Annotated in this window: 17 protein-coding genes; 7 read left to right on the forward strand and 10 right to left on the reverse strand. The window is 70.3% G+C overall.

Features of this window, described 5'->3' with window-relative positions:
* Nucleotides 1-83 precede the first annotated feature (83 nt).
* Together BLW84_RS41735 and BLW84_RS41740 are read left to right on the forward strand one after the other, a co-directional pair.
* The gene (locus BLW84_RS41735) at nt 84-776 is read left to right on the forward strand and encodes a GntR family transcriptional regulator (protein ID WP_093277563.1); all 693 of its coding nucleotides are present in this window, start codon (nt 84-86) and stop codon (nt 774-776) included.
* Nucleotides 773-955 (forward strand): hypothetical protein, encoded by a 183-nt coding sequence (locus tag BLW84_RS41740; protein ID WP_093277566.1) that lies wholly within the window; start codon nt 773-775, stop codon nt 953-955. Before BLW84_RS41735 ends, BLW84_RS41740 begins: the two co-directional genes overlap by 4 nt.
* Nucleotides 956-1,365: 410 nt before the next feature.
* On the opposite strand, the gene BLW84_RS41745 is transcribed toward BLW84_RS41740, so the two are convergent.
* The 4 genes from BLW84_RS41745 to BLW84_RS41760 all read right to left on the reverse strand — a co-directional run bounded on the left by BLW84_RS41745 (nt 1,366) and on the right by BLW84_RS41760 (nt 6,914).
* Nucleotides 1,366-3,936, reverse strand: a complete 2,571-nt coding sequence (locus BLW84_RS41745) for a DUF4132 domain-containing protein (RefSeq protein ID WP_143061302.1) — start codon at nt 3,934-3,936, stop codon at nt 1,366-1,368.
* A 5-nt stretch (nt 3,937-3,941) separates the two neighbouring features.
* Complete coding sequence (locus BLW84_RS41750) at nt 3,942-4,364, reverse strand: hypothetical protein (RefSeq protein WP_093277572.1); 423 nt, start codon at nt 4,362-4,364, stop codon at nt 3,942-3,944.
* Between the two features lie 289 nt (nt 4,365-4,653).
* A complete protein-coding gene (locus BLW84_RS41755) occupies nt 4,654-5,619 on the reverse strand; it encodes a phosphotriesterase family protein (RefSeq protein ID WP_093277575.1) in 966 nt (321 codons plus the stop codon).
* An 11-nt stretch (nt 5,620-5,630) separates the two neighbouring features.
* Nucleotides 5,631-6,914 (reverse strand): MFS transporter, encoded by a 1,284-nt coding sequence (locus BLW84_RS41760; protein ID WP_093277577.1) that lies wholly within the window; start codon nt 6,912-6,914, stop codon nt 5,631-5,633.
* Between the two features lie 179 nt (nt 6,915-7,093).
* Between BLW84_RS41760 and BLW84_RS41765 the strand changes: the two genes are divergently transcribed.
* The gene (locus tag BLW84_RS41765; protein ID WP_143061303.1) at nt 7,094-7,846 is read left to right on the forward strand and encodes a MerR family transcriptional regulator; all 753 of its coding nucleotides are present in this window, start codon (nt 7,094-7,096) and stop codon (nt 7,844-7,846) included.
* 84 nt (nt 7,847-7,930) lie between these two features.
* Nucleotides 7,931-9,091, forward strand: a complete 1,161-nt coding sequence (locus tag BLW84_RS41770) for an alpha/beta hydrolase (RefSeq protein ID WP_093277584.1) — start codon at nt 7,931-7,933, stop codon at nt 9,089-9,091.
* 302 nt (nt 9,092-9,393) lie between these two features.
* On the opposite strand, the gene BLW84_RS41775 is transcribed toward BLW84_RS41770, so the two are convergent.
* Entirely contained in the window at nt 9,394-10,128 is a 735-nt protein-coding gene (locus tag BLW84_RS41775) for a helix-turn-helix domain-containing protein (protein WP_093277588.1), read from the reverse strand.
* A 62-nt stretch (nt 10,129-10,190) separates the two neighbouring features.
* Between BLW84_RS41775 and BLW84_RS41780 the strand changes: the two genes are divergently transcribed.
* Nucleotides 10,191-10,772 carry a TIGR03086 family metal-binding protein gene (locus BLW84_RS41780; RefSeq protein WP_093277590.1) on the forward strand — a complete coding sequence of 194 codons (582 nt, stop codon included), beginning with the start codon at nt 10,191-10,193 and terminating at the stop codon, nt 10,770-10,772.
* A 333-nt stretch (nt 10,773-11,105) separates the two neighbouring features.
* On the opposite strand, the gene BLW84_RS41785 is transcribed toward BLW84_RS41780, so the two are convergent.
* The 5 genes from BLW84_RS41785 to BLW84_RS41805 form a co-directional block, all read right to left on the reverse strand.
* Nucleotides 11,106-11,603, reverse strand: a complete 498-nt coding sequence (locus BLW84_RS41785; protein ID WP_093277593.1) for a methylated-DNA--[protein]-cysteine S-methyltransferase — start codon at nt 11,601-11,603, stop codon at nt 11,106-11,108.
* Nucleotides 11,604-11,625: 22 nt separating this feature from the next.
* Complete coding sequence (locus tag BLW84_RS41790; protein ID WP_093277606.1) at nt 11,626-13,092, reverse strand: AlkA N-terminal domain-containing protein; 1,467 nt, start codon at nt 13,090-13,092, stop codon at nt 11,626-11,628.
* Between the two features lie 90 nt (nt 13,093-13,182).
* Nucleotides 13,183-13,395: a DUF397 domain-containing protein gene (locus tag BLW84_RS41795; protein WP_093277608.1), complete on the reverse strand. Its 213-nt coding sequence runs from the start codon at nt 13,393-13,395 to the stop codon at nt 13,183-13,185.
* 34 nt (nt 13,396-13,429) lie between these two features.
* Nucleotides 13,430-13,615 carry a DUF397 domain-containing protein gene (locus BLW84_RS41800; RefSeq protein WP_093277595.1) on the reverse strand — a complete coding sequence of 62 codons (186 nt, stop codon included), beginning with the start codon at nt 13,613-13,615 and terminating at the stop codon, nt 13,430-13,432.
* Nucleotides 13,616-13,620: 5 nt separating this feature from the next.
* Nucleotides 13,621-14,457 carry a helix-turn-helix domain-containing protein gene (locus BLW84_RS41805; RefSeq protein ID WP_093277598.1) on the reverse strand — a complete coding sequence of 279 codons (837 nt, stop codon included), beginning with the start codon at nt 14,455-14,457 and terminating at the stop codon, nt 13,621-13,623.
* Between the two features lie 106 nt (nt 14,458-14,563).
* On the opposite strand from BLW84_RS41805, the gene BLW84_RS41810 reads away from it, so the two are divergent.
* Nucleotides 14,564-14,779, forward strand: coding sequence for an HC3 family zinc finger protein (locus BLW84_RS41810; RefSeq protein ID WP_093277601.1), 216 nt, complete (start codon nt 14,564-14,566; stop codon nt 14,777-14,779).
* A 128-nt stretch (nt 14,780-14,907) separates the two neighbouring features.
* The coding region (locus BLW84_RS41815; RefSeq protein ID WP_143061304.1) for a helix-turn-helix domain-containing protein at nt 14,908-15,144 on the forward strand (237 nt) is incomplete at its 3' end.

A 15,144-nucleotide genomic window follows, 5' to 3' on the forward strand; every position in this document is an offset into this window, starting at 1 on the left:
CTGATCACCAGCGGGCCGGGGTCGGCGTTCTCCCCCGGCATGCGTCGAAGTCGCGGCCGCGTCGCCGCGCGTAGGGTCGGCTCATGACCGGTCCAGCTGCCACCGATCGCCGCCAGGGTCAGGACCTCGGTCCGTCCACCGCGGTCCGCGCCGCGGACGAGATTCGCCGCCGGATCTTCGCGGGTGAGTACGCGCCCGGCGAGCGGCTTCGCGAGCGCGATCTCTCCGAGGCCCTCAGCATCTCCCGCATCCCGGTGCGCGAGGCGCTGGCGCGGCTGGAAGCCGACGGCTTCGTCGTGGCGTCGCCCCGCCGCGGCGCCACCGTCCGCGCCCTCACGCTCAAGGACGTCGACGAGCTCTTCGACCTGCGACTGAGCCTGGAGGTGATGGCGGCGCGCCGGGCCGCCGAAGCCGTTGCGACGGGCGGCGGCGGAACGCGGCTGCGGGAGCTCATGGACGCCGCCGAGGACGCGACGCGGCGCGGCGACGCCAACGAGATCCCGGCCGCCAACACCGCGCTGCACGCCGAGATCGTCGCGATGACCGGGAACCGGATGCTGGAGAACGCGCTCAAGCCCTCGCTCGGGCTGATGCAGTGGCTGTTCACCATGACCTCGGATCGCGACATGCGCGTCCAGTGCTCCGAGCACAAGGACATCTGCCAGGCCATCTACGCGGGCAACGCCGATCTGGCGGCGGCGCTCGCGTACTCGCACATCGAGCTTGGCCGGGCACCTTCGCTGGCCAGCCTCGTCGACGTACTGCCAGCGACGTGACCACCGGAGAGCCGATGCTGATCACCAACGTGCGCCCGTGGGGCGGCGAACCCTCGGATGTGGAGATCCAGGACGGGCGGATCACCGCCATCACGCCGCACGCCCCGCAGGCCGACCGCGACCGCACGGTCATCCACAACGGCCGCGTGGTCGCCGACGGCGGAAACCTGACCGAATAGGAGCCGCCGACGGCGCGGTGTGCCCCACTGCGCCGTCGGTCATACGCCGCCGGGGGGCGCGTCCCCGGCGGCGTTTTCGCGCGAAAACGGCGTCCGGCACGCGTGGCCGCGCCGTTTTCGCGCGAAAACGCCAAGATCCCACCCCTGGGTGACGTGCGCGGAGGGTTCCAGGTGCTCACGGCGTCCGGCGTTGGAAGCGGTCCGACATCCCTGGGCTTCAGGTGCTCAATTGGACGCGGCGGCCAGCAGCGCGGAGGTGTGGGACCGAGCCGCAAGCAACTGCCCGCTTGTGGTTCATGCCTCCTGCGGGAGCGACGCTGACCTGCGGATCGACCGCACCAGCGGCCAACCTGCCCGTGGGACAACCGTCCGAGTGGCTGCGAGTAGGCGGATTTTCCTTGCCGGCCGCGTCAAGTAGCGGCCTTGCCGGTGAGGGAATCGAGCTGGGTCAGGATCGACGGATCGCTGATCTTCTCGTCTTCGGCGAGCAGGAGCACCTTGCTCAAAATGATGCTCGTCATCCGGTCCTCGTCGGCGAACGGCAGGAACAGCCGTCGGTGCGCCGTGGCGCCGAACGAGGCGGGCACCACGCAAAGGTGGCCGGCCGGGGCGATGTGGATGCTGCCGCTGGTCAGATGCACCCGGTAGGTCGCCCGGGTGCCGCGTACCACGGCCGAGTGCCCCTCGACGGTGACCTGGGTCAGCCTGAGGTCGGCGATGAGCGCCGCGAGCACCTGCGTCCGACTCGCCGCCTGCGTCGGCGATAGGTACTCCTCCGGCTGGGCGCCGGCGACCGACACCGCAAGGTCCAGGTCTCGCATGACCTCGGAGAACACCACGGGTGGCACGTCGACCAGCGGCACTGGGGTGCCGCCGGCGCTGCCCGAGCCGGTCGGGGTGCCGTAGCAGCCCGGGTCACGGTCGCCGCCGGTCAGGAAGCGGATCTCGCCGACCTGGACATCGCCCATCCCGAAGTAGCCGTGGAAATCGCAGCGCAGCGCGGCGATGAGGCCGTCGCCGACGGTGCGGGTCGCCTGGTGGTCGTCGTACTCGCCGTGGGTGAACCAGCCCCGACCGGACAGCAACTGGCCCGCCACCTTGCCGTTGACCGTCTGACCGGCGAACCGCCGCGACACGTCGCCCGCCTCGCGTTCCGCCGGAGTGAGCACGTACAACTCCCGGAACGCCTGCTTGACCGGTTGCCGGAGCCGACGCCGCACGATCTCCGCCTGCCAGTCGGCGAGCACCCCCCGCTCGTGCAATTCGACCGGGTGGACAGCGGTGACCGGGCCGGTGATGTCGACCTGGTCGAGCAGGTCGATCACGCCCGCCTGGTCTCGCCAGAGCAACGCGGGCAGCATCGCCGCACCAGCCGGCAGCGACAGCAGTCGGGCCAGTTCGTCAGGCGCCAGCGTCCCGGCGGTAGCGACCAGCCGCTCCACCAGCCCGGTCCGCATCCGGCGAGCCTGGTCCCGCAGTCGCTCCTGGTGCTCACGCAGCTCCTGGTAGCCGGGGTCGGCGCGGACGGCGGCCGGCACCGACTTCAGCGTCTTGCCCGCCCGGCTGACCGTCATCGCCGGGTCGGCACCATCGAACCGCAACGCGATCCGGTAGTCGCCGACCTCCGCCTCCATGGGGGTCTCGATGGCGATGCGCGCCTCGCAGTCCCATTCGAGGCGGCTCGCCTCCGGAACTCCGGCTACCTGCGCCAAGTGGTCGAGAGCGACCGCGATCGCGGCGGCGTGGCTGTGTCTGCGGTTCGGACCGAGCTTGGCGCCCTTCTTCGCGGACTCGCGCAACGCCAGGTAGCGATCGAGGACCGTCTCGTCCGAAGCCAGGGGCAGCATCCCGAATGCGGCGATACCCTGCAGCGCATTGTGCTTGACGCGCTTCAGCACCTGGGCACGGTTCCACCCCATGACCGCGGAGACCAGCTCGTTCGGTTCGAGCTCCAGCAGGCGCCGGGCGGCGTCCACACCGGCGTCCTCGATCGCGGCGAGGAAGACGGCCCGGTCCTGGCGGGTGGCTTCGCCGACTGGCATCGCCCGGATCAGGCGCAGCAACGGCGCGGCGCGTTCCAAGCCGAACAGCGGAAGCAGCGCGTCGGCGTCACCCGCACGCAGCCGCCACCCGAATACCCGGCGCTGCTCCTCCACCGGCCGATCCCGCAGCAAGTCGAGCAGGGCGGCGCATTCCGCGCCGGTAAGTTCCGCCGCGCCGAGGTGGTCGGCCACCCGCTCGTCGCCGTGCCAGGTCAGCGCCGCCCGAACGAACCGCAGGCCGCGCGGTACCAGCACCTTGGGCAGCTCGTCCCAGTCGGCCGGGGCTGGTGCGGAGACGAGCCGCCAGGTCAGCGCGTCCACGTGGTTCCGCACGGCGCCCGCGCAGGCCAGCGGCGGCGCGGTCGCATCACCGGTCGGAGTTTGGCCGATGATGGCGTAACCGAGGTAGCGGTCATCGGTGAAAGCCCGTTCGACCACGGCGGCGTCCAGGGCGCCGGCCCGGTGCAGCGCGTCGAGAATCCGCGCCACGGTCTCCCTGCCCAGGGTGCCCAGCGGGGTGCAGACGAGCACCCGCAGCAGGCGGGTGTCGATGGCGGCAATGGCCCGCTCCGCCACCTCGTCCAGCAACAGCCGGTGCCGGACGTCGCGCCCGAGAAAGGCAGCGAGCAGGGCTTTCCGATGAGCCGTCGGCCACGGCGCATCCAGCAGGCCGGTGATGTCGTCCGGCCGGTCGACCGGGAAGCCGGCGTCGTAGAGCTCGTCCAGCTCCGCGACGATATCGGCCACGTGCGGTGCCAGGTTCCCGATCGTCTGGTCTTCGCCCTGCCTGATCCGGAGCCGGATCACCCCGGCGGTATCCCGCAGGCCCGCCACGTCGCCGGCCTTCACCGCGACCCGCGCCCGGTCCACCAGCCGCCACAGCGCCTCGCGATGTTCGTGGACGATGTCGATGTAGATCTCTGGTACGGATCGCTCCACCACAATCAGCCTCCCGCCAGCGCGACCAGCCGCAGGAACACGACCGGCTCCCCCGGCCGAAGCGTGACCTCCTCGTCCAAGCCGACGACCTGCCGTCCCCCGACGAAGACCACGAACGTGCCCCGGGCGAAGGCCCGGTGCGCCCGAGCAGCCTCCGTGGTCACGTCCGGGTCCGCCGGCGCCTGCCGCGGCAACCTGATCGCACCGGTGCGGGCCTGCGCCCGGAGATCGTCGTTGGACAGGTACTGACGGTCGAGGACGCGCCGACAACGCGCCGCGTCGGCGCGCAACTCCCGGATCTGCTCCTCGACCGCGCGCCGGATCAGCTCCCGCACCGTCGTGCGATCGCCGACCAGCCGTACCAGCACCGCCGGCACGTCATCGCCAGACGCGCCGGGCACCCGGCTGCGCACCTCGATGTCGACCATGGCCGCCACCATAGAACAGCGCCCTGTCAGGAAATGGCCACAGTGGAATACCCGGCGCTACCGCTCGGCGCCCCCTGATGCGTGACGCTTCCTTGGTCTGCCGACAGCTTTGCTGCGCGTCGGCATTTGGAGCAGCCTGGCCCGGCCTTGACGCGGTTGCCAGGTGTGGTGGGCCAGGTGTGTCCGCGATCGATCGCTGGAGTTGGGCACCATCAGGGCTGGGCCAGCATTCGGGCGTGTGAGGTTCTCGACGAACTCGGTGGCGATCTCGGGGTGTCGGTCGGCGGGTTCACCCGCAGAGCAGCCGGGCCGGGTTGGCCACCGTGATCCGCTCGAACTCCCCGTCGTCGATCCCCGCCTCGCGCAAGGCATCTCGGAAGGCCGACCACAGGAACGTGTAGCCGGTGCCGCCGTACGCGCTGAGCTGCGATTTCACGCAGACGTCGTGGGAGAGCAGGATTTGGTCGAGATGTCCCGCTCGCGCGAGCTCGACCACCAGCGCCACGCGCCGCCGCACCTCGTGCGGGTTCGCCGTGAAGATGGTGTCGATCCCGACGTAGGCCCCGCGCCGCGCGATTTCCAGCGCGTAGCCCGGCTTCTCGACCAGGTCGCAGTGCCCGATCGCGATCCGCTCCGGCGCGACGTCCTCCGCCGCGAGCAGGTCGAGCTGCGGCAGCCCGATCGGCCAGCGCGCCGCGTGGGTGTAGATCGCCGCCCCGGTTGCGCGGTGGGCGCGGGCGGCGGCTCGGAAGGAGCGCTCCTCCGCCGCCGAGATGTACCACTTGTCGGCGCCGATCTCGCCGATGATGCCGGCCCGGATACCGGTCCCCGGGAAGCCTTCGGTGAGGTCCCGGACCAGCTGCTCGGCGATCTGATCCGGGTCGTGCCGGTCGAACCAGTCCCGGTCCAGGAACGGGTCTCGGTAGTGCCCGGTGCCCAGCACCACGTTGAGCCCGGCGGCCTTCGCGACGCGCGCGACGGCCAGGACGTTCTCCGGATCGCGGGTGTCGCCTGCGGCCTCGCTGCGGGGGTCCGGGGCTGCTCCGATGGTCAGCTCGGCGGAGGTGAGGTCCACGATCGTGCTGCCGCCGAGTTCGGCGAACGCGCCGACTTCCGCGGTGACCAGCCGCTCGTCGGTGATCAGGCCGTCGCCGCGGCGCTCGCGGAGCAGGTTGATGAACAGGTGCTCGTGCGGCAGGGTCGGGCCGAGCCGGTCTCGGTCGACCGGGCCGGATGCGGTCATCGCGCTGGGCATGCTTATTCCTCTCAGGCCACCGATTCGGGTTGGCGCGCTTGGCTTTTCGCCCTCAGGCGGCGCTGCGCGGCCAGGCTGCCGAGCAGGCTCCACACGGCGATCGCGAGCAGCAGCGTCGCCGCGGGCCAGGAAGCGTTGCCGGACAGCACGAGCAGCTGGGTGGCGAAGTACGGCAGCAGGCCGCCGACCACCCCGGCGAGGTTGACGCCCATCGCGACGCCCGTGTAGCGCAGCGACGGCGGGAAGATCGACGCGATCAGGGTGCCCAGCGCCGCGTAGGTGATGGTGAGCATGCCGATCCCGACGGCCGCGCCCAGCACCACCAGCACCGGGGATCGCGTGTCGACCAGCAGGAACACCGGGAATGCGGTGATCGCCGAGAGCAGCGAGCCGAAGGCGCACATCCGGCCCGGGCCGAACCGGTCGGCCAGCCGGGCGCTCAGGGCCATCACCGGGAACTCCAGCGCCGCCGGGATCAGCGTCGCCGCCAGCATCACGTGCCTGGGCAGGCCCAGCGCGGTCGTGCCGTAGCCGACCAGGAACGTCGTCAGCAGGTACAGGCCGCCGGTGTTGGCGATGGTCGCCGACAACGCGATCACGACCTCCCGCCAGTGGCCCCGCAGCACCGCCAGGACGGGCGCCTCTTTTCGGGATTCCCTTTCGAACAAGGGGGATTCCTCGATCCGGCGCCGGACCTGGAAGCCGACCAGCAGCAGCGCGAACGAAACCAGGAACGGGATCCGCCAGCCCCACGCCACGAACTGCTCCTCGGGCAGCAGCGTCGCCAACGCCATCGCGCCGCTGGACAGCAGCGTGCCCGCCGGCGCCCCGTACTGCGGCATCGCGCCGTACCAGCCGCGCCGCCCCTCGGGCGCGTGCTCGACCGCCATGAGCGTCGCGCCGGACCACTCGCCGGCCGCGGAAAGCCCTTGCAGGCAGCGCAGAACGGCGAGCAGCAGCGGCGCGGCGAATCCGATCTGCTGGTACCCCGGCAGCAGGCCGATCGCGCCGGTGGACAGGCCCATGATCAGCAGGGTGGCGGTCAGCGCCCGGCGGCGGCCGAGGCGGTCGCCGATGTGCCCGAACAGGATCCCGCCCAGCGGCCGGACGACGAATCCGATCGCGAACGTGAGGAAGGAGGCGATCAGGGCGGTGCCCGGGTCGAGGTCGGGGAAGAACACGCGGTCGAAGACCAGCGCGGCCGCCGCGCCGAAGAGGAAGTAGTCGTACCACTCCAGTGCCGTGCCGATGAACGCCGCGGAAGCGACTCGCCGCAGTTCTCTGGTGCCGTGCATCCCATCACTCCCGCCGCGAGCCGATCCGATCGGAGCTCGTCCGTCGATCGATCGATCGAGTAGCAGGGATCGTAAGGCGGCCGGTCGAGGGCCGCAAGGCCCTCCGCCACACGTCCGAAGTGGATTCTTCCGGCGCCGGTGTTGAACCTGACGTAGCGGGAGGTCCTAGTGTCGTTTCCGTGACCGGAACCGGGGGCGAGAAGCAGCCGCTTTGGAGCGTTGGGGCGCTGGCCAGGGCGACCGGCCTGACCGTGCGCACGCTGCACCACTACGACGAGCTCGGGCTGCTGCGGGCCGGCGAGCGGACCCGGTCCGGGCACCGCCGGTACACCGAGCACGACCTGCAGCGGCTCTACCAGATCCGGCTGCTGCGGCAGCTGGGGATGTCGCTGGAGGAGATCGGCGACGTGCTGGCCGATCCCGCCGCGCTGCGCGAGGTGCTCGTCGGCCACCTCGACCAGCTCGACGAGCAGGCCGGCCGGCTGGACGCGCTGCGGAGCCGGACCAGGAACCTGCTGGAGCAGCTGGACGGCTCGTGGCGCCCGGAGAGCGGCGAATTCCTCACCGCGCTGGGCCGGATGACCACGATCGACCAGTACATCACCGACGAGCAGCAGGCCGTCCTGGACGAACGCGCCGACGCGCTCGGCCCGGAGGGCCGGAAGCTGCTGGACGCGGAATGGCCGCTGGTGGCGGCGAAACTCGTGCGGCACTGCCTGGCCGACGACCCGGTGGACGATCCCGAGGTGCAGCGCACCACGCGGCGCCTGTTCGAGCTCGGCGACCTGTTCACCGGCGGCGACCCCGCGATCCTGCAGTCGATGCTCGGCTTCCTCCGGGAACGCGCCGCCCCCGACGACCGGGGCTTCGTGTTCGGCGAAGACTTCTTGGACTACCTGGACCGCGCCTACGCGGCCCTGCGGGAGAACTGACCCGAAACCCAGCCGGTTAGCCGAATAGCCCGAACGGAAGTTGCGGGCTCGACCTGTCATGCCCTGGGAACAGAAGGGGAAAACATGTTGCGCAGAACGACAATCCTGGCCGCCGCGCTACTGCTCGCCACTGGTGGCATCGCGCACGCGGAGCCGACGACCTTGCGGCTGCCGACACCTACCGGCCCGCACCGGCTCGGCACCACTATGCTGCACCTGGTCGACCGCGACCGGACCGACCCGTGGAACGGCACCGCCAGGGAACTGATGGTCACGGTGTTCTACCCCGCGAGCACCGTCCGCGGATACCCGGTCGCACCGCAGCTGACGCCCGCGGCGGCGGCGGTGTTCAAGGGCCTCGACCCGGTCTACCTGCATCCGGAGCTGCCGGACGAGGGCGTGGACTGGGCGGCCACCGCGACCCACTCGCACACCGGTGCGCCCGCACAGCCCATCCCGCGTCCGGTGCTGCTCTACAGCCCGGGCGGCGCCGACCCGCGCACCATCGGCACCGGGCTCGCCGAAGAACTCGCCAGCCACGGCAACGTCGTGGTGACCATCGACCACCCCGGCGAAACCAGCGAGGTCGAGTTCCCCGGCGGCCGGGTGCGCACGATCGACGTCCCCGGCGATCCCCGGACCGACCCCGAGCTGTTCCGCACCATGCTCGACACCCGGGTCGCCGACACCCGGTTCGTCCTGGACCGGCTGGTCGACCTGGCCGCCGGGCGCAACCCGGACGCGGAAGCACGCGCGCTGCCCGAGAACCTCGGCCGGGCGCTGGACCTGCGGAGGGTCGGCGCGTACGGCCACTCCGCGGGCGGCGCGACGGTGGCCGAAGCGCTGCACGAGGACCGGCGCATCGACGCCGCCGTCAACATGGAGGGCTACCTCGACTACCTGCCGGAACAACCCGGCCAGGAAGGCGAGCTGCTGCCGGTCGCCCGGGACGGCGTGGACCGGCCGTTGCTGCTGCTGGGCACCGACGGCTTCCGCGACGAGCGGTTCGAGCGCACCTGGGCGGCGATGCTCGCGCACCGGGGATGCACCCGCCGGGAACAGCTCGACAACGCCACGCACTGGGTGTTCACCGACTACGGCGCCCAGGCGCCCCAGCTCCAGGACGCCGGGCTGATGAGCGCCGAGGACCGGGCGAAGCTGGTCGGCGCGATCGACCCGGCCGAATCGGTGCCCGCGATCCGCGACCACGTGCGCACGTTCTTCGCACGACACCTACCCCGCTGACGGGCGACGGGTCCACTGTGGTCAGTCGCGCCCGGAGCCAATCGACTACTGGACGAGCTTCGCCAGGGTCGGCGACCCGGCGGAGACCGGCGGCCCGGAGTTCCGCGCGGACGGGAACCCTCCGCACACCCAGGCGCTCGCTCCCAACGGGATCGGGCCGGTCGACCTGGCGGCCGAGCACCACTGCGGCTTCTGGGCCGGTCGCTGCCACTTCACGCGAAATCGCCTCTCCGGGGGTGGCGATTTCGCGAAATCAACACCCCTTCTCGGCGGGCTAGCGACGATTTCGCGCGAAATCGCCGCTAGCACCGCTCGGCGTACCAGGTGGGAGGTTCGCCGAACATGTCCTTGAAGTCCCGGGCGAAGTGCGCCTGGTCGGCGTAGCCGAGTTCGGCCGCGAGCGCCGCCCAGTTCCCCTCCCCCAGCCGCTCGGTCGCCTCGCGCAACCGGTAGCGGCGGATCACCCACTTCGGCCCGATCCCGACGTACTCCGCGAACAGCCGCTGCAGCCGCCGGACGCTCGTGCCGAGCTCATCGGCGAGCGCGTCGACCCTGGTGATCCGCGGTTCCGCGGCGATCATCGCGACGATTTCCGCGGCCTCGTCGGCCTGCGGGTCGGGCTGTGGCAAGCGAGCCCGGAGGAACCGCTCGACCGCGGCCACGTCCGGCGCGTCCGGCAGCTCCGGGCCGAAGATCTCGCGCGCGTCGACCGACCGGTCCGTGAGCGTCGAGACCGACGCGCCGAGGAACGGCCGGAAGCAGCCGGGCCGGAACGCCACCCCGAACACCCCGCTGCGGCCTTCCAGCACCCTGGTCTGGTGGCCGCTGAAGACGCCGTTCACGGTGGCACCGCCGTCCTGGAACGTCAGGTGCACGTTCGGGAAGGGCACGATCAGCTGCCGGTAGGGCTCGCGGTAGTCCCAGGAAACGACCCAGTAGCGCTCGACGTGGCGGGCGAGGTCCGGCGACGGGGTGTGGGCGGCGTGGCGCTGGTACTTCGTCCACGCGCCCCCGAGTCCGCGGGCGTCCCTGGTCACGGGGTGGATCCTATGTCGCGTTCGTTCAAGACGTCGGCCGCCCACCGTGCTTGTCTGGGGCCATGTCCGAAGCACAGTTCCTGACCCGCGCGGCCGCGTCGCTGCGGGAAATCGTTCGCAACATCAAGCCCGACCAGCTCGACGCCCCGACACCGTGCGCCGAGTACGACGTGCGCAAGCTGGTGAACCACCTGCTGTTCTGGGGGCCGTCGCTGGAGGCCGCCGCGCGCAAGGAGACGGTGCCGCCGCCCGCCGGGGCCGAGCAGGACCTGGACCTGACCGGCGGCGACTGGGCGGCGGACCTGACGGCGCTGCTGGACCGCACCGCGGGTTCTTGGAGCGAGCCGAGCGCGTGGGAGGGCACCACGCACATGGGCGGCCCGACGGAGATGCCCGCCTCGCTGGTCGGCGGCATGATCGTGGTGGAACTGGTGGTGCACGGCTGGGATCTGGCGAAGGCCACCGGACAGCGCGTGGCACCGGACGACGACGTCCTCGACTACGTGCACGGCGAGGTCGTGAAGACCGCCGAGCAGGGCCGGGCGATGGGCGTCTACGACGCCGAAGTCACCGTCCCGGACACCGCGTCCACATTGGACCGCATCCTCGGCCGCACCGGACGAAACCCCGCCTGGACGCCATGACCAGCCTACCGGGAGCTTCCGGGTTTCCACTGGTCACTCGGCTCGTGAGTGTTTTGGAGCGCTATGGCGCTCCAAAACACTCACGAGCGGTGCGGCCTCAGCCCGAGGCGCGGAGCCGGTCGAGCTTGGCCTTCCAACCCGCGATAGCGCAGAGCACGAAGCGGTGGCGGGCAAACCGCCAGGCGGATGCCCACGCCGGTGCCATGAGCTCGACCTAAGGGGTCGTTTCAGGACCGGCGTGGAGTGCCGGTTTCGCGCGAAACCGGCACTCCGCGTGAGGGTGGGTGGCGGTTTCGCGCGAAACCGCCCGGGCTTCGGAGCGGCCTGGGCCGACTAGAAGTCGAACGCCGCCTGGGCGCCTGCGGTGTTGCGCCGCTCGAAGTCGAGCAGGTGCTGCTTCCGGCCCAGCCCACCGCCGTAGCCGGTGAGGTCGCCGTTGGAGCCGACGACGCGGTGGCAGGGCACGATGATGCCGATCGGGTTCTTGCCGTTGGCCAGGCCGACGGCCCGCGAGGCGCTGGGCTTGCCGATCCGCTCGGCCAGCTCGCCGTAGGAAATCGTTTCGCCGTAGGGGATTTCGCACAGTGCGGCCCAAACGGTGCGCTGGAACGGCGTGCCGGATGGCGCCATCGCCAGGTCGAACTCGCTGCGCTGCCCCGCGAAGTACTCGTCCAGCTGCTCGATCACCGGCCCGAACGGCGTGACATCCGGCTCGCCGAAGGTCTCCTCGGGCGGGCGGTGGCGCTGGTCCTCCATGTACAGGCCGGTCAGAGCCCCGTCGATGGCGACGAGGGTGAGCTGCCCGACCGGACTGTCGATCACGGTCTTCATCGAGTGCACGGAAATCCTCTCCTCAGGCGGGAAGCCGGTTGATCGCGTGGTCGCCGGTCGCCCACAGGTATTGCACGGCGTACGCGCGCCAGGGGCGCCAAGCGGCCGCATACCGGGTCAGCGCCGCGGGTGTCGAGGGCAACCCCAGAGTACGGGCGGCGTACCGGATGCCGAGGTCGGTGGGCACGAAGGCATCGGGATCGCCCAGGGCGCGCATGGCGACCGTCTCGACGGTCCACGGGCCGAAACCGGGCAGCTTGGCGAGCTGGGAGCGGGTCCGGTGCCAGTCGCTGCCGACGCTCAGATCGATGCCACCGGCCGCCAGGGCGCTGATCAGCGTGGTGATCGTCTTCCGCCGCGCCTGCGGGAAGGCGAGCGTCTCCGGGTCGAGCTCGGCCAGCGCCGCCGCGTCCGGGAACAGGTGGGTCAGCCCGCCCGCCGGGTCGTCGACGGCCTCGCCGTGGGCGGTGACCAGGCGAGCGGCGTGCGTCCGGGCCGCCGCGGTGGAAACCTGCTGCCCGAGCACGGCCCGCACCGCGAACTCGGCGGCGTCGACGGTCCGCGGCACCCGCCGCCCCGGCTCCTTCTCGACCAGCGGCGCGAGCATCGGATCCGCGCGCAGGAGATCGTCGACGGCGACCGGATCGGCGTCGAGGTCGAGCAGCCAGCGGCAACGGGTGATGGCGGCCGACAGATCCCGCAGATCGGTCAGGGTCAGCCGGCAGTCGATGTACTCGGGCTGCGGGCGGAGCGCGACGACGCCGTGCCCGTGCGGCAGGCGCAAGGTGCGGCGGTAGGCCCCGTCGCGCCACTCCTCGACCCCGGGCACGGCGGTGGCGGCGAGGTGCCCGAAGAGGTTGTCCGGGCACAACGGCGCCCGGAACGGCAACCGCAACGCCAACGATCCGGCGGCGGCCGGCTGCCGCTTCGAAGCACGCGCCCGCAGCTCGGACGGGACGAGCCCGAAGACCTCGCGCACGGTGTCGTTGAACGTCCGCACGCTGGCGAAACCGGCGGCGAACGCGACATCGCTCATGGCCACCGACGTGGTCTCGATCAGCAGCCGCGCGGTCTGCGCGCGCTGCGCCCTGGCCAACGCGAGCGGCCCGGCGCCCAGCTCGGCCAGCAGCTGCCGCTGGATCTGCCGCACGCTGTACCCCAGCCGCGCGGCGAGCCCGGGAACGCCCTCCCGATCGACGACGCCGTCGGCGATCAGCCGCATCGCCCGCCCCACCAGGTCCGCCCGCTCGTTCCACTGCGGCGAGCCGGGGCTGGCGTCCGGCCGGCACCGCTTGCAGGCCCGAAACCCGGCCTGCTGAGCTGCGGCGGCGCTCGGGTAGAACCGCATGTTCTCCACCTTGGGCGGCACCACCGGACAGCTCGGCCGGCAGTAGATCCCGGTACTGATCACGCAGGTGAAGAACCACCCGTCGAACCGAGCGTCCTTCGACTGAACGGCCCGAACGCACCGCGCCACATCCTCGTGCATGCCGCCCAGCATCACCGCACCACGGAGCCGGTGCTAGCGGAAAAACGACATCAACGTGCCCGCGTTCGACTTCCGCGCCTGGCGCTTCGCTCAACCACCGTCACAAGCCAGGTTCACAGTCCTCAACGCCGAGACGAGCGCCGACCACTGCGACAGCCCGAACACCAGCACGGCCCCGCCTCGATCCTTTGAGTCCCTGACCCCGACAAAATCTGCTGCCCTTGCAACCTCGACACAGTTCGAGGTCGACCCCGACCTACTCGACTTCCGCCACTCCGCTAGGGACCAATCCAGCACTGTCACTGCCTCCAGAAGCAACAACCCTGCTGCCCACGGTTCAGCCGAAGCGCTCCGCCTTGACGGCTGTCAGGAAAGATCCCCAGGCCTGCGGCTGGAAGACCAATGTCCCTCCGTTCCGGTCCTTGGTATCCCGCACCCCGACCACGTCGGTGCCGGTGCCGACCTCGACGCAGTCCGACTGGCTCGCGCTGTGGCTGGACTTCCGCCAGGTCTGGAACGCCATGACTCTCACCCCTCTAGCTCGTCAGCCCGCGTTGCGATCAGCTTCGCCGAATCTGCAGGACTCAACGCCACCCGTTGGAGTGTATCCAGCACTTTCTTGTAATCGGCAACGTCAGCGGGCTCGTCCAGGAACGCGCCCAGCCTGCGCTGCTCCAGGTGGACGATCGAGCGGGCCTTCGGGAACTCAAGCAGGACGAAGGAGCCTTCGAGCCCAGGATGGGTTGCGACTTCTTCCGGGATGACTTGGATGGTCACGTTTCGACGCCTGGCCATCTTCAAGATGTGGCGCAGTTGTTCCGCCATCACGCGCGGCCCTCCGACAACTCGCCGAAGCACGCTTGCGTCGATGAGAGCGTGGAACACGACAGGAGTGGGCTTGGTGAGAATCTCCTGTCGTCCAATGCGAATAGCAACGCGCGCCTCGATGTCGGCAGCGTCGACACCGCTGCCGCGCATTACGGCGCGCACGTAGTCACTCGTTTGCAGCAGTCCTGGAACCAAGATCATGCCGAGACAGCCGATCTGGCTTGCGTCACGCTCGAACTCCAGCAAGCCGGTGAGCTGCTTCGGCAAGCCTGGAACACCGGTCTCCCACCAGCCGGGCTGATCCTGTTCGCGCACAAGCTTCAGTAGGCGGTTACGGTCCTCACCTGTCACGCCGAGTACGGCGAGGATCGCGGACACGTCGGCTTCGGTGACTGCCTTCGCGCCGCTCTCGATGCGACTCATCGTCGCCTTGGACAGGCCGAGTCGCTTCGCGACCTCCTCCTGCTTGTAGCCGCTCCCGTTCCGGAGCTGTCGCAGTTCGGCTCCCAAGCCTCGTGCGCGAGCACTGCCATTCATGCTGAGCAGCCTAGATCGTCCACTCGGGTCCCTGGTTCACCCAAAACGGGAATAGATCAGTTTCAGAAACTGCCGATAAATTCTGAGAACCACCAAGGAGGCTTCGATGTCCGACTACTTGACCTACATCTGGCGCCCAGTCACGGGAGGCCGCCACGCTTTCCCCATCACAGCAACGAAAACCCCCGCCGGTCTACCAGTGGCGGCGTTCTGCGGAGCAGAAGCGGACGCAGCAGAGCTGCACGACCGCTCCGAAGTGGACTGGATCCGCGAGGACACCTGCATGAACTGCTGGCGGCGCATCACCGCCGGGTGGTCGTGAGTGGCTATGGCCGCTAGAGCAACCTGTCTTCGCTCAGGACCTCGTGAACAGTTTGTGTCTCAGGACCTCGTGAACACTGGCTGGCCTGCTGTCTGTGATCATCAGTGGTGGGCGGAACAGGGTTTTCGATGGATCCGGACCTGGTCGCGGCGGTGGCTGCGGTGGCTGGCGGTGACAAGATCAACGTGTCGAGGTTCTGTGCTGAGCACAAGATCTCGCGCACGGTGTTCTACAAGTACGTCAACCGATTCCGGCAGGAAGGAGCGGCGGGGTTCATCCGCCGCTCTTCTGCCCCGCACCGACGGCCGACAACGACCGCGGCGCGGGTGCGTGAGGCGGTCGTGCGGGCCCGTAAACAGTTGGCG

The sequence above is a fragment of the Saccharopolyspora shandongensis genome (assembly GCF_900106995.1).
Taxonomy (GTDB): domain Bacteria; phylum Actinomycetota; class Actinomycetes; order Mycobacteriales; family Pseudonocardiaceae; genus Saccharopolyspora; species Saccharopolyspora shandongensis.

What these genes read in the sequence shown, in the direction of transcription:
- BLW84_RS41750 (WP_093277572.1), bottom strand. Translation starts at nt 4,364, where the DNA reads ATGGTCGACATCGAGGTGCGCAGCCGGGTGCCCGGCGCGTCTGGCGAT.
- BLW84_RS41770 (WP_093277584.1), top strand. Translation starts at nt 7,931, where the DNA reads ATGTTGCGCAGAACGACAATCCTGGCCGCCGCGCTACTGCTCGCCACT.
- BLW84_RS41735 (WP_093277563.1), top strand. Translation starts at nt 84, where the DNA reads ATGACCGGTCCAGCTGCCACCGATCGCCGCCAGGGTCAGGACCTCGGT.
- BLW84_RS41755 (WP_093277575.1), bottom strand. Translation starts at nt 5,619, where the DNA reads ATGCCCAGCGCGATGACCGCATCCGGCCCGGTCGACCGAGACCGGCTC.
- BLW84_RS41790 (WP_093277606.1), bottom strand. Translation starts at nt 13,092, where the DNA reads ATGCACGAGGATGTGGCGCGGTGCGTTCGGGCCGTTCAGTCGAAGGAC.
- BLW84_RS41800 (WP_093277595.1), bottom strand. Translation starts at nt 13,615, where the DNA reads ATGGCGTTCCAGACCTGGCGGAAGTCCAGCCACAGCGCGAGCCAGTCG.
- BLW84_RS41780 (WP_093277590.1), top strand. Translation starts at nt 10,191, where the DNA reads ATGTCCGAAGCACAGTTCCTGACCCGCGCGGCCGCGTCGCTGCGGGAA.
- BLW84_RS41760 (WP_093277577.1), bottom strand. Translation starts at nt 6,914, where the DNA reads ATGCACGGCACCAGAGAACTGCGGCGAGTCGCTTCCGCGGCGTTCATC.
- BLW84_RS41810 (WP_093277601.1), top strand. Translation starts at nt 14,564, where the DNA reads ATGTCCGACTACTTGACCTACATCTGGCGCCCAGTCACGGGAGGCCGC.
- BLW84_RS41785 (WP_093277593.1), bottom strand. Translation starts at nt 11,603, where the DNA reads ATGAAGACCGTGATCGACAGTCCGGTCGGGCAGCTCACCCTCGTCGCC.
- BLW84_RS41805 (WP_093277598.1), bottom strand. Translation starts at nt 14,457, where the DNA reads ATGAATGGCAGTGCTCGCGCACGAGGCTTGGGAGCCGAACTGCGACAG.